This window comes from Halomonas sp. H33-56, assembly GCF_040147035.1.
Lineage (GTDB): Bacteria > Pseudomonadota > Gammaproteobacteria > Pseudomonadales > Halomonadaceae > Halomonas > Halomonas litopenaei.
Map to the genome: position 1 here is coordinate 2,854,347 of NZ_JAMSHP010000001.1, position 16,993 is coordinate 2,871,339.

The 16,993-nt window shown below is 64.0% G+C and carries 12 protein-coding genes; 5 read left to right on the forward strand and 7 right to left on the reverse strand.

The genetic code is table 11. The features are described 5' to 3' along the window. Nucleotides 1-21: 21 nt before the first annotated feature. A complete protein-coding gene (locus tag NFH98_RS12180; RefSeq protein WP_108132842.1) occupies nucleotides 22-1,428 on the forward strand; it encodes a bifunctional DedA family/phosphatase PAP2 family protein in 1,407 nt (468 codons plus the stop codon). Nucleotides 1,429-1,521: 93 nt separating this feature from the next. Here the strand turns inward: NFH98_RS12180 and NFH98_RS12185 are convergent, their stop codons facing one another. The 3 genes from NFH98_RS12185 to mpl form a co-directional block, all read right to left on the reverse strand. Next, the gene (locus NFH98_RS12185) at nucleotides 1,522-2,145 is read right to left on the reverse strand and encodes a LysE family translocator (RefSeq protein WP_045994175.1); all 624 of its coding nucleotides are present in this window, start codon (nucleotides 2,143-2,145) and stop codon (nucleotides 1,522-1,524) included. A gap of 98 nt (nucleotides 2,146-2,243) precedes the next feature. Next, nucleotides 2,244-2,885 carry a flavin prenyltransferase UbiX gene (locus tag NFH98_RS12190; RefSeq protein ID WP_222516574.1) on the reverse strand — a complete coding sequence of 214 codons (642 nt, stop codon included), beginning with the start codon at nucleotides 2,883-2,885 and terminating at the stop codon, nucleotides 2,244-2,246. Then, entirely contained in the window at nucleotides 2,878-4,260 is a 1,383-nt protein-coding gene (mpl, locus tag NFH98_RS12195) for a UDP-N-acetylmuramate:L-alanyl-gamma-D-glutamyl-meso-diaminopimelate ligase (protein ID WP_349622766.1), read from the reverse strand. The genes NFH98_RS12190 and mpl overlap by 8 nt, the downstream gene beginning before the upstream one ends. Nucleotides 4,261-4,711: 451 nt before the next feature. Here mpl and NFH98_RS12200 point away from each other — a divergent pair, with 451 nt between their 5' ends. Continuing rightward, nucleotides 4,712-5,971, forward strand: coding sequence for a 6-phosphofructokinase (locus NFH98_RS12200; RefSeq protein WP_124803704.1), 1,260 nt, complete (start codon nucleotides 4,712-4,714; stop codon nucleotides 5,969-5,971). Nucleotides 5,972-6,371: 400 nt separating this feature from the next. On the opposite strand, the gene NFH98_RS12205 is transcribed toward NFH98_RS12200, so the two are convergent. Continuing rightward, nucleotides 6,372-8,093 carry a bifunctional protein-serine/threonine kinase/phosphatase gene (locus NFH98_RS12205; RefSeq protein WP_349622767.1) on the reverse strand — a complete coding sequence of 574 codons (1,722 nt, stop codon included), beginning with the start codon at nucleotides 8,091-8,093 and terminating at the stop codon, nucleotides 6,372-6,374. Between the two features lie 302 nt (nucleotides 8,094-8,395). On the opposite strand from NFH98_RS12205, the gene ppa reads away from it, so the two are divergent. Further along, nucleotides 8,396-8,926, forward strand: a complete 531-nt coding sequence (gene ppa, locus NFH98_RS12210) for an inorganic diphosphatase (RefSeq protein WP_045993354.1) — start codon at nucleotides 8,396-8,398, stop codon at nucleotides 8,924-8,926. A 195-nt stretch (nucleotides 8,927-9,121) separates the two neighbouring features. Here ppa and NFH98_RS12215 read toward each other — a convergent pair whose 3' ends face one another. Then, complete coding sequence (locus tag NFH98_RS12215; RefSeq protein WP_349622768.1) at nucleotides 9,122-10,396, reverse strand: O-antigen ligase family protein; 1,275 nt, start codon at nucleotides 10,394-10,396, stop codon at nucleotides 9,122-9,124. Between the two features lie 3 nt (nucleotides 10,397-10,399). Then, the gene (locus tag NFH98_RS12220) at nucleotides 10,400-11,413 is read right to left on the reverse strand and encodes an NAD-dependent epimerase (protein ID WP_108132848.1); all 1,014 of its coding nucleotides are present in this window, start codon (nucleotides 11,411-11,413) and stop codon (nucleotides 10,400-10,402) included. An 852-nt stretch (nucleotides 11,414-12,265) separates the two neighbouring features. Between NFH98_RS12220 and NFH98_RS12225 the strand changes: the two genes are divergently transcribed. Both NFH98_RS12225 and tviB read left to right on the forward strand, forming a co-directional pair. Next, a complete protein-coding gene (locus NFH98_RS12225) occupies nucleotides 12,266-13,993 on the forward strand; it encodes a polysaccharide biosynthesis protein (protein WP_502878744.1) in 1,728 nt (575 codons plus the stop codon). A 36-nt stretch (nucleotides 13,994-14,029) separates the two neighbouring features. After that, nucleotides 14,030-15,316, forward strand: a complete 1,287-nt coding sequence (tviB, locus tag NFH98_RS12230) for a Vi polysaccharide biosynthesis UDP-N-acetylglucosamine C-6 dehydrogenase TviB (protein WP_349622769.1) — start codon at nucleotides 14,030-14,032, stop codon at nucleotides 15,314-15,316. A 256-nt stretch (nucleotides 15,317-15,572) separates the two neighbouring features. Here tviB and NFH98_RS12235 read toward each other — a convergent pair whose 3' ends face one another. Beyond that, entirely contained in the window at nucleotides 15,573-16,766 is a 1,194-nt protein-coding gene (locus NFH98_RS12235) for a DegT/DnrJ/EryC1/StrS family aminotransferase (RefSeq protein ID WP_124803714.1), read from the reverse strand. Nucleotides 16,767-16,993: the final 227 nt, after the last annotated feature.

Below are 16,993 nucleotides of genomic sequence, written 5' to 3' on the forward strand. Positions count from 1 at the left end.
CCCAACGCAAAGGAGAGCAGGGTGGGAAATGCCGGGGACTGGTTGATTCAGTGGGCGCCTTCGCCCGGACTGTTGCTGCTGCTGATCTTTACCATCGCGCTGGTGGAGTCGCTTGCCCTGATCGGCGTGGTGGTGCCTGGCGTCGTTCTGATCACCGCCGCCGCCTCCCTGGCCGGCCACTACGACATCGCGGTTGGCTGGGTCATCGCCTGTGCCTTTGCCGGTGCCGTGGTGGGAGACGGCGCCAGCTACGCCATCGGCTATCGCTACCGTGAACAGGTCACCGCCATGTGGCCGCTGTCACACCACCCGGAGTGGCTGGCCCGGGGTGCACGATTCTTCCAGCGTCATGGTCCTCTTTCGGTGCTGCTGGGGCGATTCGTCGGACCGGTCCGCCCCATCGTGCCGCTGGTGGCGGGCATTCTGCGCATGCCGCCGACGACCTTCACCTGGGCCAATCTTGGCTCCGCCCTGCTGTGGGCACCGGCCTACATCCTGCCCGGTTATCTGCTGGGTCGAACCTGGCAACAGTGGCTGGCATTGCCGGACGACCTGCACCCCTGGCTGACAGCGCTCGGCGTCACCGTGGCGGTGCTGGCGCTGCTGTTCTCGCTGGTCCGCCACCACGCCTCGCCTCAGGGCCTGCTGTACCGTAGCTTCGCCTGGGTCAGCCATCACCTGCCCGGCGGGAGGCGCCTGTGGCAGGCCCTGGCCCCCCACCACGAGGAAGAGCCTCCCCTGGCCAGTTGGCTGTTGCTCCTGGGTGCACTGACCGCGCTGAGCGCCTGGACGCTGGTCGTGCTCCAGGCAGACGGACCGCTGATGATGGATACGCGGCTTCACGCCTTGATCGGCGGGCTCGAGCTACCCGGACTTCTGGCGCTGTCCGAGACACTGGCCGAGGCGGGAGATACCCTCGGCGTGGCGGCATTGGCACTGCCCTGGCTGGTGTGGCTGGCCAGCCGCCGTCACTGGGCGGCACTGGGCCACGTGAGCGCTGGACTGATGGCCATCGCCACGCTCAACACCCTGGGCAAGGAGGTGATCGGCCGCCTTCGTCCGGATGCCCCTGACTATCTCGCCCACTCTCTGTCCTATCCCAGCGCCCACACCTCGACGGCGGTGGTCCTGTACGGCATGGCGGCCGCCTTTATCGCCCAGACGCTGCCACGCCGCCAACGCTTCTGGCCCTACTGGGTGGCGATCGCCATCGTCGTGCCCATGGCATTGTCACGCATCGTGCTGGGCGTGCACTGGCTGAGCGATCTCGTCGGGGGAGCCCTGCTTGGCCTGGTGGTCTGCGCCATGGTTCAACTGGCCTGGCTCAGGCGGGACCGGACGGCCCTGACGCCGTGTCCATTACCGGCGCTGCTGCTTGCCTCGCTGGCCCTGGTCAGCGCACGCATCCTGTGGCTGCCGCCGGTATAGGACAGTGACACGCCCCCGAACCGACACCTCTCGCAAGGCGGGCCCGGGGCCTTGTCCAGACATCGATGAGTGCCGGCACTTTTCAGCCAGGCCCTAGCCCAGCGCCAGCCACAGGCCCACACCAATCATCAAGGTCCCGGCGATGCGGTTGAGCAACCGTACACTGCCCCCACGTGCGAGCAGGTGACGCAGGCTCTTGCCACCACTGGCGTACAGCAGAAGGCAGGTGAACTCGAGACTCAGGATCACCAGGATCAACCCCGCCAACTGGGTCAGCACCGGCCGCGCCGGATCGATAAAGGGCGGCAGCAATGCCACGAAAAAGGCCCAGCCCTTGGGGTTGGCGACCGCAGTGACAAAGCCCTGCATGGCCAGCTCCCGTCGCTTCGGCGGCGCGGTATCCTCAAGATTGTCAGGGATCGCCATGCGCCCCCGTGAGCGCCACATCAGCCACCCCAGATAGACCAGGTAGGCCCCGCCCAGCCACTTGAACAAGGCAAACAGCGCCGGCAGCTTGAGCATCAGTGCCGCCACCCCCGCACCGGCGGAGAAGGCCACCAGCCCCACGCCAACCAGCTCCCCCAGCATCATCCACAGCGCCCGCTTCACCCCCTGGGTCATGCCCAGCACCATGGCCAGGGTCATGCACATGCCTGGCGTCAGCGAGACCAGAAAGAAGGTCGGAACGAACACAGAGAGAACGGACAGACTGGGCATGGATTTCCTTATCCCGAGCAGCGCTGGAGAGGTGTCTGACGGCGCGAGGTGATGATGGTGCCAGGTGATGGCGGTGTCTCGTGATGACGGTGACGCACTCAGTCGCCGACGGTGGACCCGGAGGACCCCTCGCCCCACCTTGGCATAAGCTGATGATCGATACCCAGCTGATTGAGGATGCGCGCCACGATGAAGTCGATCAGATCATCGATGCTCTGCGGCTGGTGGTAGAAGCCGGGTGCTGCGGGCAACACCACCGCCCCCATACGGGTCAGACTGAGCATGTGCTCCAGGTGAATCGCCGAGAATGGCGTCTCCCGGGGCACCAGCACCAGGCGGCGGCGTTCCTTTAGCGCCACATCGGCGGCGCGCTCGATCAGATTGTTGCTGGCGCCACAGGCCACCGCCGACAGCGTTCCCGTCGAGCACGGGCAGATCACCATGGCACTGCTGGCGCCGGAGCCCGACGCCACCGGGGCCATCCAGTCCTCACGGCCAAAGCAACGGATCTGGCCCTCGGCCGCCGAGAACCGCTCGCTGAGCGCCTCGGCCAGCAGCGCCGGACGTGGCGGCAACGACACCTCGGTCTCGGTAGCGATGACCAGATGCGCGGCCTTGGAGATCATCACCCACACCTCGTGCCCCGCCGACACCAGCGCCTCGATCAGCCTGAGTCCGTACTGGGCACCGGAGGCGCCGGTCAGGGCCACGGTCACAGGGGGCTTGAAGCCTTCAGCCATGAGCGGCCTCCAGCGCCTCGAGCAGGCGCTCGTGGATGCCGCCGAAGCCGCCGTTGGACATCACCACGATACGATCATAGGGACGCGCCTGTGCCACCAGATCGTCGACCAGCCCCTCGATGTCGCCACGACGGTGCGCCGGTATCGGCGAGGCCTCGACCAGTGCCTCCACCGACCAGTCCAGCCCCTCGGGCTGGTACCACCAGACCTGATCGGCCTGGGCCACGCTGTCCGCCAGGCGATCGCGCAGGGTGCCCAGACGCATGGTGTTGGAACGCGGCTCGATCACCGCCAGCAGGCGACCGCGCTGGGTCGAAGCGCGCAGCCCGGACAGCGTCGCCGCGATGGCGGTGGGATGATGGGCAAAGTCGTCGATCACCTGGACGCCGCCGACCTCGCCGCGCACCTCCTGGCGACGCTTGGGCGTCTCGAAGCGCGACAGCGCAGCGGCGCCGCGCGCCAGATCCACGCCGAATACGCTGGCGGCGGCCAGGGAGGCCAGGGCATTGCGGGCGTTGTAGTCTCCGGTCAACCCCCAGTCGACCACTGCGTCCTCGTCGACCCCGTCCGGCCGCTGCTGGATCACCCTGAAACGACTGGCATCGTCACGCTCTAGCTCGATGCGCCAGGCCGAGTCCTGCTGCTGCCCCATGCGCGACACCGGTGTCCATGCGCCCTGGGCCAGCACCCGGTCCAGCGCCGGCGCGTCGTCCGCCACCAGCAACTGGCCACGCCCGGGCACCGTACGTACCAGGTGATGAAACTGGCGTTCGATGGCAGCCAGGTCGGGAAAGATGTCCGCGTGGTCATACTCGAGGTTGTTGAGGATGGCGACCAGCGGGCGGTAGTGCACGAACTTGGAGCGCTTGTCGAAGAAGGCGGTGTCGTACTCGTCGGCCTCCACCACAAAGGGCGCCTGCTCGCCGCCCAGTCGCGCCGATACGCCAAAGTTCCTCGGCACCCCGCCGATCAGAAAGCCAGGGGCCAGCCCAGCGCTTTCGAGCAGCCAGGCGGTCAGGCTGGCCGTGGTGGTCTTGCCGTGGGTGCCCGCCACCGCGATCACCGGGCGCCCCGGCAGCACGTGCTCGGCCAGCCACTGGGCACCGGACACGTAGGGCAGGCCACGATCGAGCACCGCCTCGACTTCAGGGTTGCCCCGCGACAGGGCGTTGCCGATCACCACCAGGTCCGGTGTCGTCGTCAGATTGTCGGCGGCGTAACCGCGCATCAGGGCGATGCCGGCCGTTTCCAGCTGGGTGCTCATGGGGGGATAGACGCTGGCATCCGAGCCGCTGACCTGGTGGCCAAGCTCCCGCGCCAACAGCGCCAGGCTGCCCATGAAGGTGCCGCAGATACCGACGATATGAAGATGCATGGCGCCTCCGGTGCGCTGCTGCTGCCCCGTCCCCGAGTCGACGCGCACGGCGCCCCCGGCAGACAACGGCACTCAAGGTTGGCGGCAGCCTAGCATGCCCCGACAAAGGCCTCCAGAGGCGGCGTCACGCCCTCGTCGCTGTTGCCGATCGCCCACTGTTTTACTTCGACGTCGGCGCTCGGCTGCGCCGGGGCATGCCGGTCGGATGCAGGCACCAGGCCGATGGGCTAGAATCGCCGACCATGTTCCGGCGCTGTCCCGGCGATGGTTGCCACGCGATGGCTTGCCACACGATGGCTTTAGTCCGCGAAGGCTTTAGTCCGCGAAGCCCTTCCCGACGAAGGCCTGGCCGACCGCGACGCGCCCACCGATCCTTTCCCTTCGCCACGCCGCGTGGGGACGTTGTTCGTTTCACCGTATTCACGATCCAGAACCAGGAGCCCCACGCCCCATGGCCCAGCACAACGCCTTCTACGCCCAGTCCGGCGGCGTCACCGCCGTGATCAACGCCAGCGCCTGCGGCGTCATCGAGACCTGCCGCCAGAACAGTGATCGCATCGGCAAGGTCTACGCCGGCCACAACGGTATCATCGGCGCCCTGACCGAGGACCTGATCGACGTAAGCCAGGAGTCCGATGACACCATCGCCGCCCTGCGCCACACGCCCGGCGGTGCCTTCGGTTCCTGTCGCTACAAGCTCAAGGACATCGAGAGCCATCGCACCCAGTACGAGCGCCTGATCGAGGTGTTCAAGGCTCACGATATCCGCTACTTCTTCTACAACGGCGGCGGCGACAGCGCCGACACCTGCCTAAAGGTCTCGCAGCTGTCCGAGAAGATGGGCTACCCGCTGACCGCCATCCACGTGCCCAAGACCGTGGACAACGACCTGCCGATCACCGACAACAGCCCCGGTTTCGGCAGCGTGGCCAAGTACATCGCCACCTCGACCCTCGAGGCCTCCATGGACATCGCCTCCATGTGCGCCACCTCCACCAAGGTGTTCGTGCTCGAGGTCATGGGTCGCCACGCCGGCTGGATCGCCGGTGCCGGTGGCCTGGCCGGCCAGGGCGAGGGTGAGCCACCCCACCTGGTGATCTTCCCCGAGATTCCCTTCGACCGTCGCCAGGTGATGGAGCGTGTGGAATACGCGGTCAAGAACTACGGCTACTGCGTGATCGTGGTTTCCGAGGGCGCACGCTACGAGGACGGCACCTTCCTCGCCGACTCGGGTAACACCGACGCCTTCGGACACCGCCAGCTCGGCGGCGTGGCCCCGACCCTGGCCGGCATGGTCAAGCAGGACCTGGGCTACAAGTACCACTGGGCGGTTGCCGACTACCTGCAGCGCGCCGCGCGCCACCTTGGCGCCAAGACCGACGTCGAGCAGGCCTACGCGGTGGGCGTCAAGGCGGTGGAACTGGCGCTCGAGGGGCACAACGCCCAGATGCCGGCGATCAAGCGCGTCAGCGACAACCCCTACCGCTGGGAGATCGAGGCGGCGCCGCTGGCCGATGTGGCCAACCGTGAGAAGTTCATGCCGCGCGAGTACATCCGCGAGGATGGCTTCGGTATCAGCGACGCCGGCCGTGCCTACCTGGCACCGCTGATCCAGGGCGAGGACTTCCCTCCCTTCGAGAACGGCCTGCCGAAGATGGCGCGCCTCAAGCTCGCGCGGGTGGAAAAGCGTCTGCCGGAATTCAGCCTGTAACTCAGTCTGTAGCATAGACGCGCCACAGCTCGCTGCGGCCCGGCGCTGCATCACGCACGCCCCGCGACCGAGACGCAGCCGACGCGACGCCAGCATGAAAAAAGCCCCGAGGCCTGGCCTCGGGGCTTTTCGTTTGACGCCGCAGGGTGTGTCAGGAAGACCGGCTGGCCCCGCCACGGATCACCAAAGCCCCAGGCTTTCTCCGATAAGTCGACGAGCGCAAGCACTTTTCAGGCAAGCCCTAGGCGCTGTCCGAAAAGTCGACGAGCGAAGGTTAGACAAGGCAAAAATCGGTGAGACAGCGCAGTTTACGGGGTGTAAATGAGCATTTTGACCGGGCTGGCGCACCAGCCGATTTTTAACGCCGTATTACCGAGTGCAGGCACTTTTCAGACAAGCCCTAGCGTAGCCACCAGGACAGGATCAACAACACCAGCAACAACCCGGCAATGGCCTGCCACAGGTTGGCAGGCTCCTTCCAGGCGCGCACCGAACGCCTCGGCGCTTCAGACACCTGCTGGCGGCCAGGCCGCACGCTATAGAGAAATTCCGACAGGCGCCGAAAACGCAGCGATCGCTGCGGGTCCAGGGCGCGCTTCAGGGCCTCGTCTAGCTCCAGGCTGACGTCTGGCCGGTAATGACGCACGCTGCGGTAGCTCAACTGCTCGAGATCGGTATGACTGCGCAGCTGATGGGTCGGCACCGCGTAGGGCAGACGTCCGCTGATCAACCAGTACACCGTGGACGCCAGGGCGTACTGGTCGCTGCGCCGGCCGACCTCGTCATCGAGGGCATACTCGGGCGCACTGTGTTCATTGAGCCCCACCTGGGCCACCAGCCGGCGGGATCGCCGGTGACCATCGACATCGCGCAGATGGCAGGCGCTGAAGTCGGTCAGTACCACCCGCCCCTGATCATCGATCAAGACGTTGTCTGGATGAACCTGCTGGTGAATCAGGTCACGGTGGTGCAGCGCCTGCAGCGCCTTGCCCAGCTGCAGCGCGATGTCGAGTCGTTGACCGAGACTGGCACGCGGATAGCGCGCGACCCACTCGCTCAAGGTCATGCCATCGACGTAACGCATCAGGTAGTAGAGATGGCGGCGGGACCGGGAAGGCTCGACCACGCTGACCACGAAGGGCGAGTGAACCCTCTCCACCACCCACTGCTGAAGCAGGAAGTGCTCCAGGTAGGCGTTTCGATTCGACAGCTCAGGGCTTGGCGCCTTGAGCACACAGACCCGCTCGGTATCGACATCGCGCACCCGGTAGACCCGTGAGTGGGCGGTGCGTGACATCACCGCTTCCACCACCAGTCCGTCGATCTGGTCACCCACCGCAAGCTCGGGGGGAATCGGCAGATCCCCGTACAGCCGACTGGGAGCGTCGCTGGACGCATCAGGCAGTTCATCCACCCGGACCAGTTGAAAGCAGAAGGGGTCACTGCCGTAGCCCCGCTCACGGGCCCTGGAGCTTGCCGCCTCGGCCAGGCGCTCACAGGCCGCGTCCAGGTCACTGGCATCTTCGCGAATCAGCCGCACATAGTCGGAGGGCATCAGGGTCCCACGCACCCCCTGGGTGGTGAACAGAAAGATGTCCCCCTGCTTCAGCGGCCACTCCGAATAGTCGATGTCGATGCCGACATCCATGCCCAGCGCCCTGGCCGGGTAGCGATAGCCCCCCAGGTCGGTGACGTGGTCGCGGCTCAACTGCTCGAACTCGGCTCCCCGAAGCCGAAACACCAGGGTGTCACCTACATGAAAGAGGTGCGCGCCACGGTCCTTGAACACCACCGTCGACAACGACGACACATAGCTGCCGTCCTCCATCTGGCGGGTCATGCCATGACACCAGGCGTTGAGCGCACGCATCACTCGCTGGGCCGACGCCTTGATGGTCCAGTGCGCCGGAGTCGCGTAGTAGTCGTTGAGAAATCCGCGCACGCTGAGATCTCCCGCCTGCTTGGCCAGGGCATGGCCTGAGGCTGAATCGCTGATCAGCGCGCAGGCGCCCTTGGGCTCGCCCTCATCCGGCAGGCGCACCGACATCGAACTGCGCTGCCGATGGCGTTCGGGCGCCACAAAGGCTTGCCCATAACTCAGAGCGAGACGTGCGGTGGCCAAGATCACCTCCTGTGACTCCAGCGTTGATGACGCGACAAGACGTGGGCCAGGGGGCCGACGCCTTCACCGGCGGTATGATACACACCGAATCCCTGATATGCCTGACAAGTCGCCTTTGGCTTTGTTTACTGTGCTTTGGTGGCACCTCACCCCGCCGTCTCGTCCCATGGTTGTCTTGCGCGCCTTGTTGCAGCGCGTCAAGATACGCCCACCATATTGGTAATCCCGTCACGGGGTTCGTATAATCCGACGGATTTTTTTCCGCCGCCCAGGCGGACATCCGCCCAACGAAGGACGCGAGCATGAACTTCGACAACATCCCCGCCGGCAAGGAACTCCCCAACGACCTCTTCGTCGCCATCGAGATTCCCGCCAATCACGCCCCGGTGAAGTACGAAATTGACAAGGACATGGGTGCCCTGCTCGTCGACCGCTTCATGGCGACGCCGATGTTCTACCCGGCCAACTACGGCTTCATTCCGCACACCCTGGCAGACGACGGCGACCCCCTGGATGCCCTGGTGGTCACCCCCTACCCCGTCGCACCCGGCAGTGTCATCCGCGCCCGTCCGGTGGGCATCCTCAACATGACCGACGAAGCCGGCGAAGACGCCAAGCTGGTGTGCGTCCCGCACCCCAAGCTGTCCAGCCTCTACGACGATGTTCAGGAGGTCACCGATCTGCCCGAGCTGCTGCGTCAGCAGATCGCCCACTTCTTCGAGAACTACAAGGATCTCGAGAAGGGCAAGTGGGTCAAGGTGGAATCCTGGGAAGGTGTCGAGGCCGCCCGCAAGGCCATCGAAAAGTCCGCCGCCGCCTACACCAAGGCCTGAGCATCGGCGCAGACGCGCCAGCGACGGTTGCTTCCCCAGGCCACGCCTGGTCCTGGGGAAACGTCAAAAAAAGCCGCCCGGATTCGGGCGGCTTTTTTGCTGTGCCTGTTACTGTGCCTGTCTGGCGGGCTGGACGCTGCGCTCTTCCGCCTGCGCATCAACGGCTGCTGCTGCGGTCCTCGAGCGCCCGGGAGTTCAGCCTCGCGTTCTCAGCAGGGCAAAGCAGGCGGTGCACATCACCAGATAGGCGCTGAAGGTATGGGGGTCACGAAACATCGTCTGGGTCAGGCCGAACCCCGCATACATCACCACGATCAGCGCGCCGGACAGGGCGAGCACACGACACTGGCCATCGCCATGATCGAGGCGACGCACAAAGCTCGCCAACGGAATCCCATAGAACAGCAGCAGCAGCGCCACCCCCGCAAGGCCACGTCGAGCGGCGGTGTCCAGCACGTCACTGTGAAGCTGGAACCCGATTCCGGCCATGCCCTCGGGCAGCCGGCCCGCCGCGACCAGTGTCTCGAGCCAGGCGACCAGACCATCCTCTCCCCAGCCCCAGAGGGGCCTGGCTGCGAACGCCTCGCCAGAGATGCCCCACAGATGCCAGCGCAAGCCCGCGTTGGTGTCGACGGCCCCCTGGCGCCATAGCAGGACGATATCCTCGGCCAGTGCCCACAGCCGAGGCAGTGCCACCAGGGTCGCCACGCCGATCGCCAGGGTGGCGGTCATCCGGATGGCGAAGCGCCGGCGGGGTGTAAGCGTCGACCAATAGAGGCGCGCCCGCCGGCCGTGACGCAGGACCAGCACCAGCATCACCAGCGGCAGGGTCAGCCAGCCGCCCCGGGTGCCGGACAGCAGCGAGCCAAGCAGCCCCATCACCGCTCCCAGCGCCGCCCACCAGAGGAACAGGCCGCGCCGCCCTTCACTGACGTTGTCGAGCCACCACACCAGGCTGAGCACCCCGAGCACCAGGCTGAGATTACCAAAGGGAATGGCGTTGATCAGATCTCCAGCCCGACGCTCATCCTCGATCAGTCGGTCATACAGCGCCTTCAGCCCGGATAGCACCGCCCCCAGGGTAATCCCACGCCACCACCAGTAAAGCGAGGGAGGCCTGGCACGCCATGCCAATAACAAAAGCAGCCCAAGCCAGGGCCACCAGGGCAGTGACGGCACGCTATAACGCGCCAGGGGCGGCCCGCTACGCCCCGCGTCCAACACCAGCTGACAACCGAAAAGCGCCAGCATTGCCACCCATGCAAGGGACTCGGCGTCCCGGGGAAGGCTGCGCCGCACCAGCACCGCCATCGCCGCCAGTGACACCAGCAGCATTCCGGTGAACCGATACGCCCAGGGTAGCGTCAGCAGACTGGACAGGAAGACGAACAGTGCCAGCCCCTGGATCGCCGACGAGGACTGCGCCGGCCATCCTCGATAGTGCCTTGCCACACCCGGCGGCGTGCGCATGGCTCAGGCGACGATGCCATGATAGGAGCGATACCAGTCCACGAATCGAGCCGCGCCCTCCTCGACCCCGATGCGCGGCTGATAGCCGGTAGCGCGATACAGTGCAGTGGTGTCGGCCCAGGTCCGAGGAACATCGCCCGGTTGCATCGGCAGGAAGTTGTACTCGGCCTTGCGCCCCAGTGCCGCCTCGATGGCGTGGATAAAGTCCATCAGCCCCACCGGGCTACCGTGTCCGATGTTGTAAAGCGCGTAGGGTGCACTGCTGCGATCCGGTGAGTCGTCGACCACGCCGGCGTCGGGGTCCGCGCTGGGGACCACTTCCAGCAAGCGCACGATGCCCTCGACGATGTCGTCCACATAGGTAAAGTCCCGCGACATCTCCCCGTGGTTGTAGACGTCGATCGGACGACCTTCGAGGATCGCCTTGGTGAACAGGAACATCGCCATGTCCGGTCGCCCCCAGGGGCCATAGACGGTGAAGAACCTGAGTCCGGTGGTCGGCAGTCCATACAGGTGGGAGTAGGTGTGCGCCATCAGCTCGTTGGCCTTCTTGGTCGCGGCGTAGAGGCTGACAGGATGGTCGACATTGTCGCGTGTGGCGAAGGGCACCACCTGATTCATGCCGTAGACAGAGCTGGACGAGGCATAGAGCAGGTGCTCTACCTGCTGGTGCCGGCATCCTTCGAGCACATTGAGATGCCCCACCAGATTGGCATCCACGTAGGCGTGGGGATGGGTCAAGGAGTACCTTACCCCCGCCTGTGCCGCCAGGTGCACGACACGATCGAAGCGCTCGTCGGCAAACAGCCGGTCGACACCCTCGCGATCGGCCAGATCCAGCCGCACGAAACGCACGTTCTGCAGCTTTTCGAGACGTGCCAGCCGTGCTTTCTTCAAGGACACGTCGTAGTAGTCATTGAGGTTGTCCACACCGACCACCTCAAGCCCGTCACGGGCCAGACGTGCGGCCAGCGTCGAGCCGATGAACCCTGCCATCCCGGTAACAAGCACCTTCATCTGTTCCCTACTCCCATGGTGCTGGCAAGATCCGTCCACGGCACTCTCGCCACGTTTGACCGCCGTACTGTAGACGCCCTGAACCGAACACCAACAGGGCATCACTAGTCCGACGACTGGTCAATATCTAATGCTCTACGGCAAAGTCTCTAATAATATTTGCCGTATCAATCAACCGCGTTTCTCCTCCCACCAACAGACTACAACTGCACACTTTTTAACTTCCTGCACAGTAAATCTTACGAAACCCCTGCATACCCGCCATTATCAACACCTTTGCATTGACTTCAATGGAGGAGGAACACATTTCCCTTGGACATCTAAGAATTTCGCCGCCATGACGTGACTCGTTTCATACCCTCACATCATACGCACACCACTAATTTCACGCATGAAAATGACTTCTCTAAATCTCGTTAACCAATTATCAAAACCATCAACCAATGGGAGTTTTTTGACGCTGGTGAAATATTTCAATGCAGATATGATGCAGGAAAGGAATAGCACGTCGCAAAGCCAATCCAGACAACGAGGAAACAGCACAGTCGTCCAAACAAAATCCTAAAATATGGACGATTTTCCAAGCAGGGGATCCCTACCATGGGCAACTTTATCGAAGCCGCCTTGCGACTCCCTCGTCGCAAGAAAAGGATATTTCAGCTCGTCGCCGATATCATGCTTATCGAGACCAGCCTCGTCGTATCCATGGCTATCAATGGGCTTTTTGGCGCTTTTGTGCGCGCCCCTTCCGCCTACGCCTTGAATGTACTTGTCACGGCGATATCCCTGGTCGTCTTTATCAAGCTAGGCCTCTATCGCGCTGTACTCAGATACGTCGGAAGCCGCGCTATCGTGACCCTGTTCATTGGCGTCGCTACCTCGACGCTGGTGCTTGACCTGCTTGGCCGCGCGATATTCACCCCGCTTCCTGCAGGCGTCCTTTTCGACTATTTCCTGCTCAGTCTGCTGCTGACCGGCGGCACCCGTTTTGCGCTGAGAAGCCTCTACCAGCATCGTCTGATGAAGGACAAGCCCAGGGTGCTTATCTATGGTGCGGGCTCTGCAGGCTGCAAGCTGGTGGCCTCTCTTCGTCAGGGAAGTGACTACCTTCCGGTGGCCTTCGTCGATGACTGGCGCGGCATGGAGGGCACCCATGTCGAAGGTCTCGAGGTCCACTCTCCTCGTCATATTGCGGAGCTGGTCGAGCGCCTCAACATCGAAAAGATCCTGCTCGCTATTCCCAGTGCCAGACGCAGACGTCGCCAGGAGATAGTGGCATCACTGGAACCCCTCAATATCACGATCCAGACCATTCCACGCCTGGATGATGTGGTGCAGGGCAGAGCGAAGATCGAAGATATTCGTGACGTCAGTGTCGAAGAACTGCTGGGCCGTGACCCGGTCCCCCCGCGACAGGATCTGATGGACGCCAATATCCGCGACCAGGTGGTCATGGTGACCGGTGCTGGCGGCTCGATCGGGTCGGAATTGTGCCGACAGATACTGGCTCAACGCCCACGCCAACTGCTGCTCTTCGATAGCTGCGAGTACTCGCTGTACCAGATCGAACAGGAGCTTCTGGGGTTCCTGGACAGCCTGAGCCTTGCTGTTGAGCTGAAGCCATTTCTCGGCACGATCCAGGATCAGAAGCGTCTTCGCATCATCCTGCAGGGCTTCAAGGTGGACACCATCTACCATGCCGCCGCCTACAAGCATGTGCCCATGGTCGAGCACAACATGGTCGAAAGCCTCAAGAACAATACCTTTGGCACCCTGGCCGCTGCGCGAGCGGCCATCGACAGTGGGGTATCGACCTTTGTGCTGATTTCCAGCGACAAGGCGGTGCGCCCCACCAACGTCATGGGCACCAGCAAGCGCCTCGCCGAGCTGGTCTGTCAGGCGCTGGCAGAGCAATCGTCGACTACCCGCTTCTGCATGGTGCGCTTCGGCAACGTGCTGGGTTCTTCCGGCTCGGTGATTCCCCTGTTCCGGCGCCAGATTCAACAAGGTGGCCCGGTCACCGTGACCCATCCCGAGATCACCCGCTACTTCATGACCATCCCGGAGGCGGCGCAACTGGTCATCCAGGCGGGCGCCATGGGCCAGGGGGGAGACGTGTTCGTGCTGGACATGGGGCAACCGGTGAAGATTCTCGATCTCGCCAGGCAGATGATTCGGCTGTCGGGACTGGAGCCTCGCACGGCCGACAACCCCCATGGCGAGATCGACATCGTCTTCACCCAACTACGTCCCGGCGAAAAGCTCTACGAGGAGTTGCTGATCGGGCAGAACGACCAGCCCTCGGAGCACCCTCGGATCATGACCGCCAACGAAGGCTACTGGTCCTGGTCGCAACTGGCCCCCTATCTGGAGCAGCTGCGCTCGGCACTGGACAGCGCTGAACTCGAGCGCGTGAGGGAACTGCTGCGCCTGCCGCCTACCGGTTACAGCCCCACTGGGGGTATCGCCGATCTTGTCTGGCGCCAGCACATGGCCCAGCCGTCCTCACCGACACGACGACTCGCTGGCGCCGCAGACCCCAGCCCCGCCCCCCTTGCGCTTGCGGCAAAGCCACTCTAGCGCCGATCCCCCAGGTTCTGCTGACACGAGGCCCCCATGGAACATTCACTGACGCTGGACAAGGCACGCATCGCGGTCATCGGGCTTGGCTATGTCGGCCTGCCGCTGGCGGTCGAATTCGGCAAGCGCTACCCCACTCTGGGCTTCGATATCAGTGCCGAGCGTATCGCTCAGTTGCACGACGGTATCGATACCACACGAGAAGTGACACCAGGCGAGCTGAACCTGGCGCCGCTGCTGAGTTTCACCTATCAGCCGGCCAGGCTGGCCGACGCCAATGTCTACATCGTCACGGTCCCTACCCCGATCGACGCCCAGCACAATCCCGACCTGAGACCGTTGCTGGGGGCCAGTGCCACGGTGGGCAGGGTGATTGCCAAGGGTGATATCGTGATCTTCGAGTCGACGGTCTACCCCGGCGCCACCGAAGACGAGTGCATCCCGGTCATCGAGAAGCTGTCCGGGTTGCGCTACAACCGCGACTTCTTCGCCGGCTACAGCCCGGAGCGCATCAATCCCGGTGATCGCGAGCATCGGGTCACCAACATCCGCAAGGTGACCTCCGGCTCAACGCCGGCCAGCGCCGACTTCGTCGATGAGCTCTACGCCTCGGTCATCACCGCCGGCACCTTCCGGGCCAGCTCGATAACCGTGGCCGAGGCCGCCAAGGTCATCGAGAACACCCAACGCGACGTCAACATCGCCTTGATCAACGAGCTGTCCATCATCTTCGAGCGTCTGGGCATCGACACCGAAGAGGTGCTGGAAGCCGCCGGCACCAAATGGAACTTCTTGCCCTTCCGTCCTGGCCTGGTGGGCGGGCACTGCATCGGTGTGGACCCCTACTATCTGACCCACAAGGCGCAGCAGGTTGGCTACCATCCCGAGGTCATCCTGTCCGGCCGCCGTATCAATGACGGCATGGGCGCCTACGTGGCCAATCAGTTGATCAAGTGCCTGGCCAAGCGACGCATCCATGTGCAGGATGCCCGGGTACTGATCATGGGCCTGACGTTCAAGGAGAACTGCCCGGACCTGCGCAATACCCGCGTCATCGATATCATCGACGAGCTGCGCGAGTTCAACGTGGCGGTGGACGTGCTCGACCCCCACGTGGACCGTGACGAGGCGGTGGCCGCCTTTGGCCTTCGCCCTGTCGATGAACCGGAACCCGGCGCCTACGACGCCGTCATCATCGCCGTCGCTCACCACGAATTCCGTGATATCGGGGTCGAGCGAATCCGCGGCTGGGGCAAGCCGGAACACGTGCTGTATGACCTCAAGTATCTGCTGCCCAAGGGCGCGGCGGATCTGCGCCTCTAGCCTTTGTCACTACGCCTGGGGGCATCCACAGCGGCCATCGCCTTGCCTCCCTTCCTTCCTTCCTTCCGCTGCCGCCTGGCCAATCGCTGCGGCGGTGCAGGCGCAATAGGTGCCCGGCAGACAGCGAAATTGGTGCCCCAGAAACGCAATGGGCAGGACCCGAAGGCCCTGCCCATTGCGGTTTTTCCAGAGGCGTAGCCGCGGCCACGCTCAACAGGCTCAACAGACTGACGTCGACAGCCCCACAGCGACAACGTCACTCGGGACAGAGTGCAGGCTGCGTTGCCCGCGCCATGACCTCCTCGAGCACCCGACAGGTCTTGTCCATCTGTTCCTCGGTCAGGGTCGGATGGATCAGCAGCATCAGGCTGGTCTCTCCCAGTTCCCTGGCCACCGGCAACGGCCGCGACGGGCGCCAGGGAGTGTTGTCGAAGGCGCGTTCCCGGTAGACCTCGGAGCAGCTGCCACTGAAACAGGGCACCCCCTGGGCATTGAGACACTGCATGATGGCGTCGCGGCTCCAGCCCTCGGCCAGGCGTTCGGGACGGACAAACACATAGGCCTTGTAGCCGGCATGGACGATGTGTTCGGGCGGACGCGGAGCCCGCAGTCCCGGACAGCGATCTGCGGCGTCGAGAATGGCGTAAAGATTGGCGCGGCGGCGCTGACTCCACTGAGCCATGCGCGCGAGCTGGCGTCTTCCCAGCACCGCCTGCATCTCGGTCATCCGCCAATTGGTACCGAAACTGTCGTGCAGCCAGCGGAACCCCGGCGGGTGGGCCCGCTCATGGACCGCTTCCCAGCTCTTGCCGTGGTCCTTGTAGGCCCACATACGCCGGTGCAGCCCAGGGTCGTCGGTGGTGACCATGCCCCCTTCCCCGCCGGTGGTCATGATCTTGTCCTGACAGAATGACCAGGCCGCCACATCACCGAAGGTGCCGACGCTGCGGCCACGATAGCGCGCACCGTGTGCCTGGGCGCAGTCCTCGATGATCGAAAGACCAAAGGTCTGCGCCAGTTCACCGAGGGCATCCATGTCACAGGGCCAGCCCGCCAGATGGACGGCGACGATGGCGCGGGTGCGTGGGCTCAGGCACTCCTCGACGCTGGCGACCGACAGGTTCTGAGAGTCACGCTCGATGTCGGCAAACACCGGGGTAGCGCCCGCATTGACGATGGCCGACACCGACGCCAGGAAGGTCCTGGGGGTCACGATCACCTCGTGCCCTGGTCCGATATCCAGGGCATGAAGCGCCAGATCCAGCGCCAGGGTGCCGTTGGCTACGGCGACAGCGTGGTGGGCGCCTGTCCAGGCGGCGAATTCGCGCTCGAACTCGCGGCCCTCGTCGCCGGTCCAGTAATTGACGCGTTGACTCAGCAGCACACGCGATACCGCCTCGGCGTCGCCTTCATCGAAGCAGGGCCAGGGTGCGAAGGGGCCATTGAGCATAGGGGCTTCTCTCTACGGAGGTCTTGTCGGGGTACCACCGGCTAGGGCTTGTCTGAAAAGTGCCTACGCTCGGTAATACGGCGTTAAAAATCGGATCAACATGCTCATTTACACCCTGTAAACTGCGCTGTCTCACCGATTTTTGCCTTGTCTAACCTTCGCTCGCCGACTTTTCGGACAGAGCCTAAGGAGATGGGACGCTGTCGTAAACTCGCTCCCACTCAGCG

Coding starts and splice junctions, on each gene's coding strand:
- NFH98_RS12185 (WP_045994175.1), bottom strand. CDS start 2,145: ATGCCCAGTCTGTCCGTTCTCTCTGTGTTCGTTCCGACCTTCTTTCTG.
- NFH98_RS12190 (WP_222516574.1), bottom strand. CDS start 2,885: ATGGCTGAAGGCTTCAAGCCCCCTGTGACCGTGGCCCTGACCGGCGCC.
- mpl (WP_349622766.1), bottom strand. CDS start 4,260: ATGCATCTTCATATCGTCGGTATCTGCGGCACCTTCATGGGCAGCCTG.
- NFH98_RS12200 (WP_124803704.1), top strand. CDS start 4,712: ATGGCCCAGCACAACGCCTTCTACGCCCAGTCCGGCGGCGTCACCGCC.
- ppa (WP_045993354.1), top strand. CDS start 8,396: ATGAACTTCGACAACATCCCCGCCGGCAAGGAACTCCCCAACGACCTC.
- NFH98_RS12215 (WP_349622768.1), bottom strand. CDS start 10,396: ATGCGCACGCCGCCGGGTGTGGCAAGGCACTATCGAGGATGGCCGGCG.
- NFH98_RS12220 (WP_108132848.1), bottom strand. CDS start 11,413: ATGAAGGTGCTTGTTACCGGGATGGCAGGGTTCATCGGCTCGACGCTG.
- tviB (WP_349622769.1), top strand. CDS start 14,030: ATGGAACATTCACTGACGCTGGACAAGGCACGCATCGCGGTCATCGGG.
- NFH98_RS12235 (WP_124803714.1), bottom strand. CDS start 16,766: ATGCTCAATGGCCCCTTCGCACCCTGGCCCTGCTTCGATGAAGGCGAC.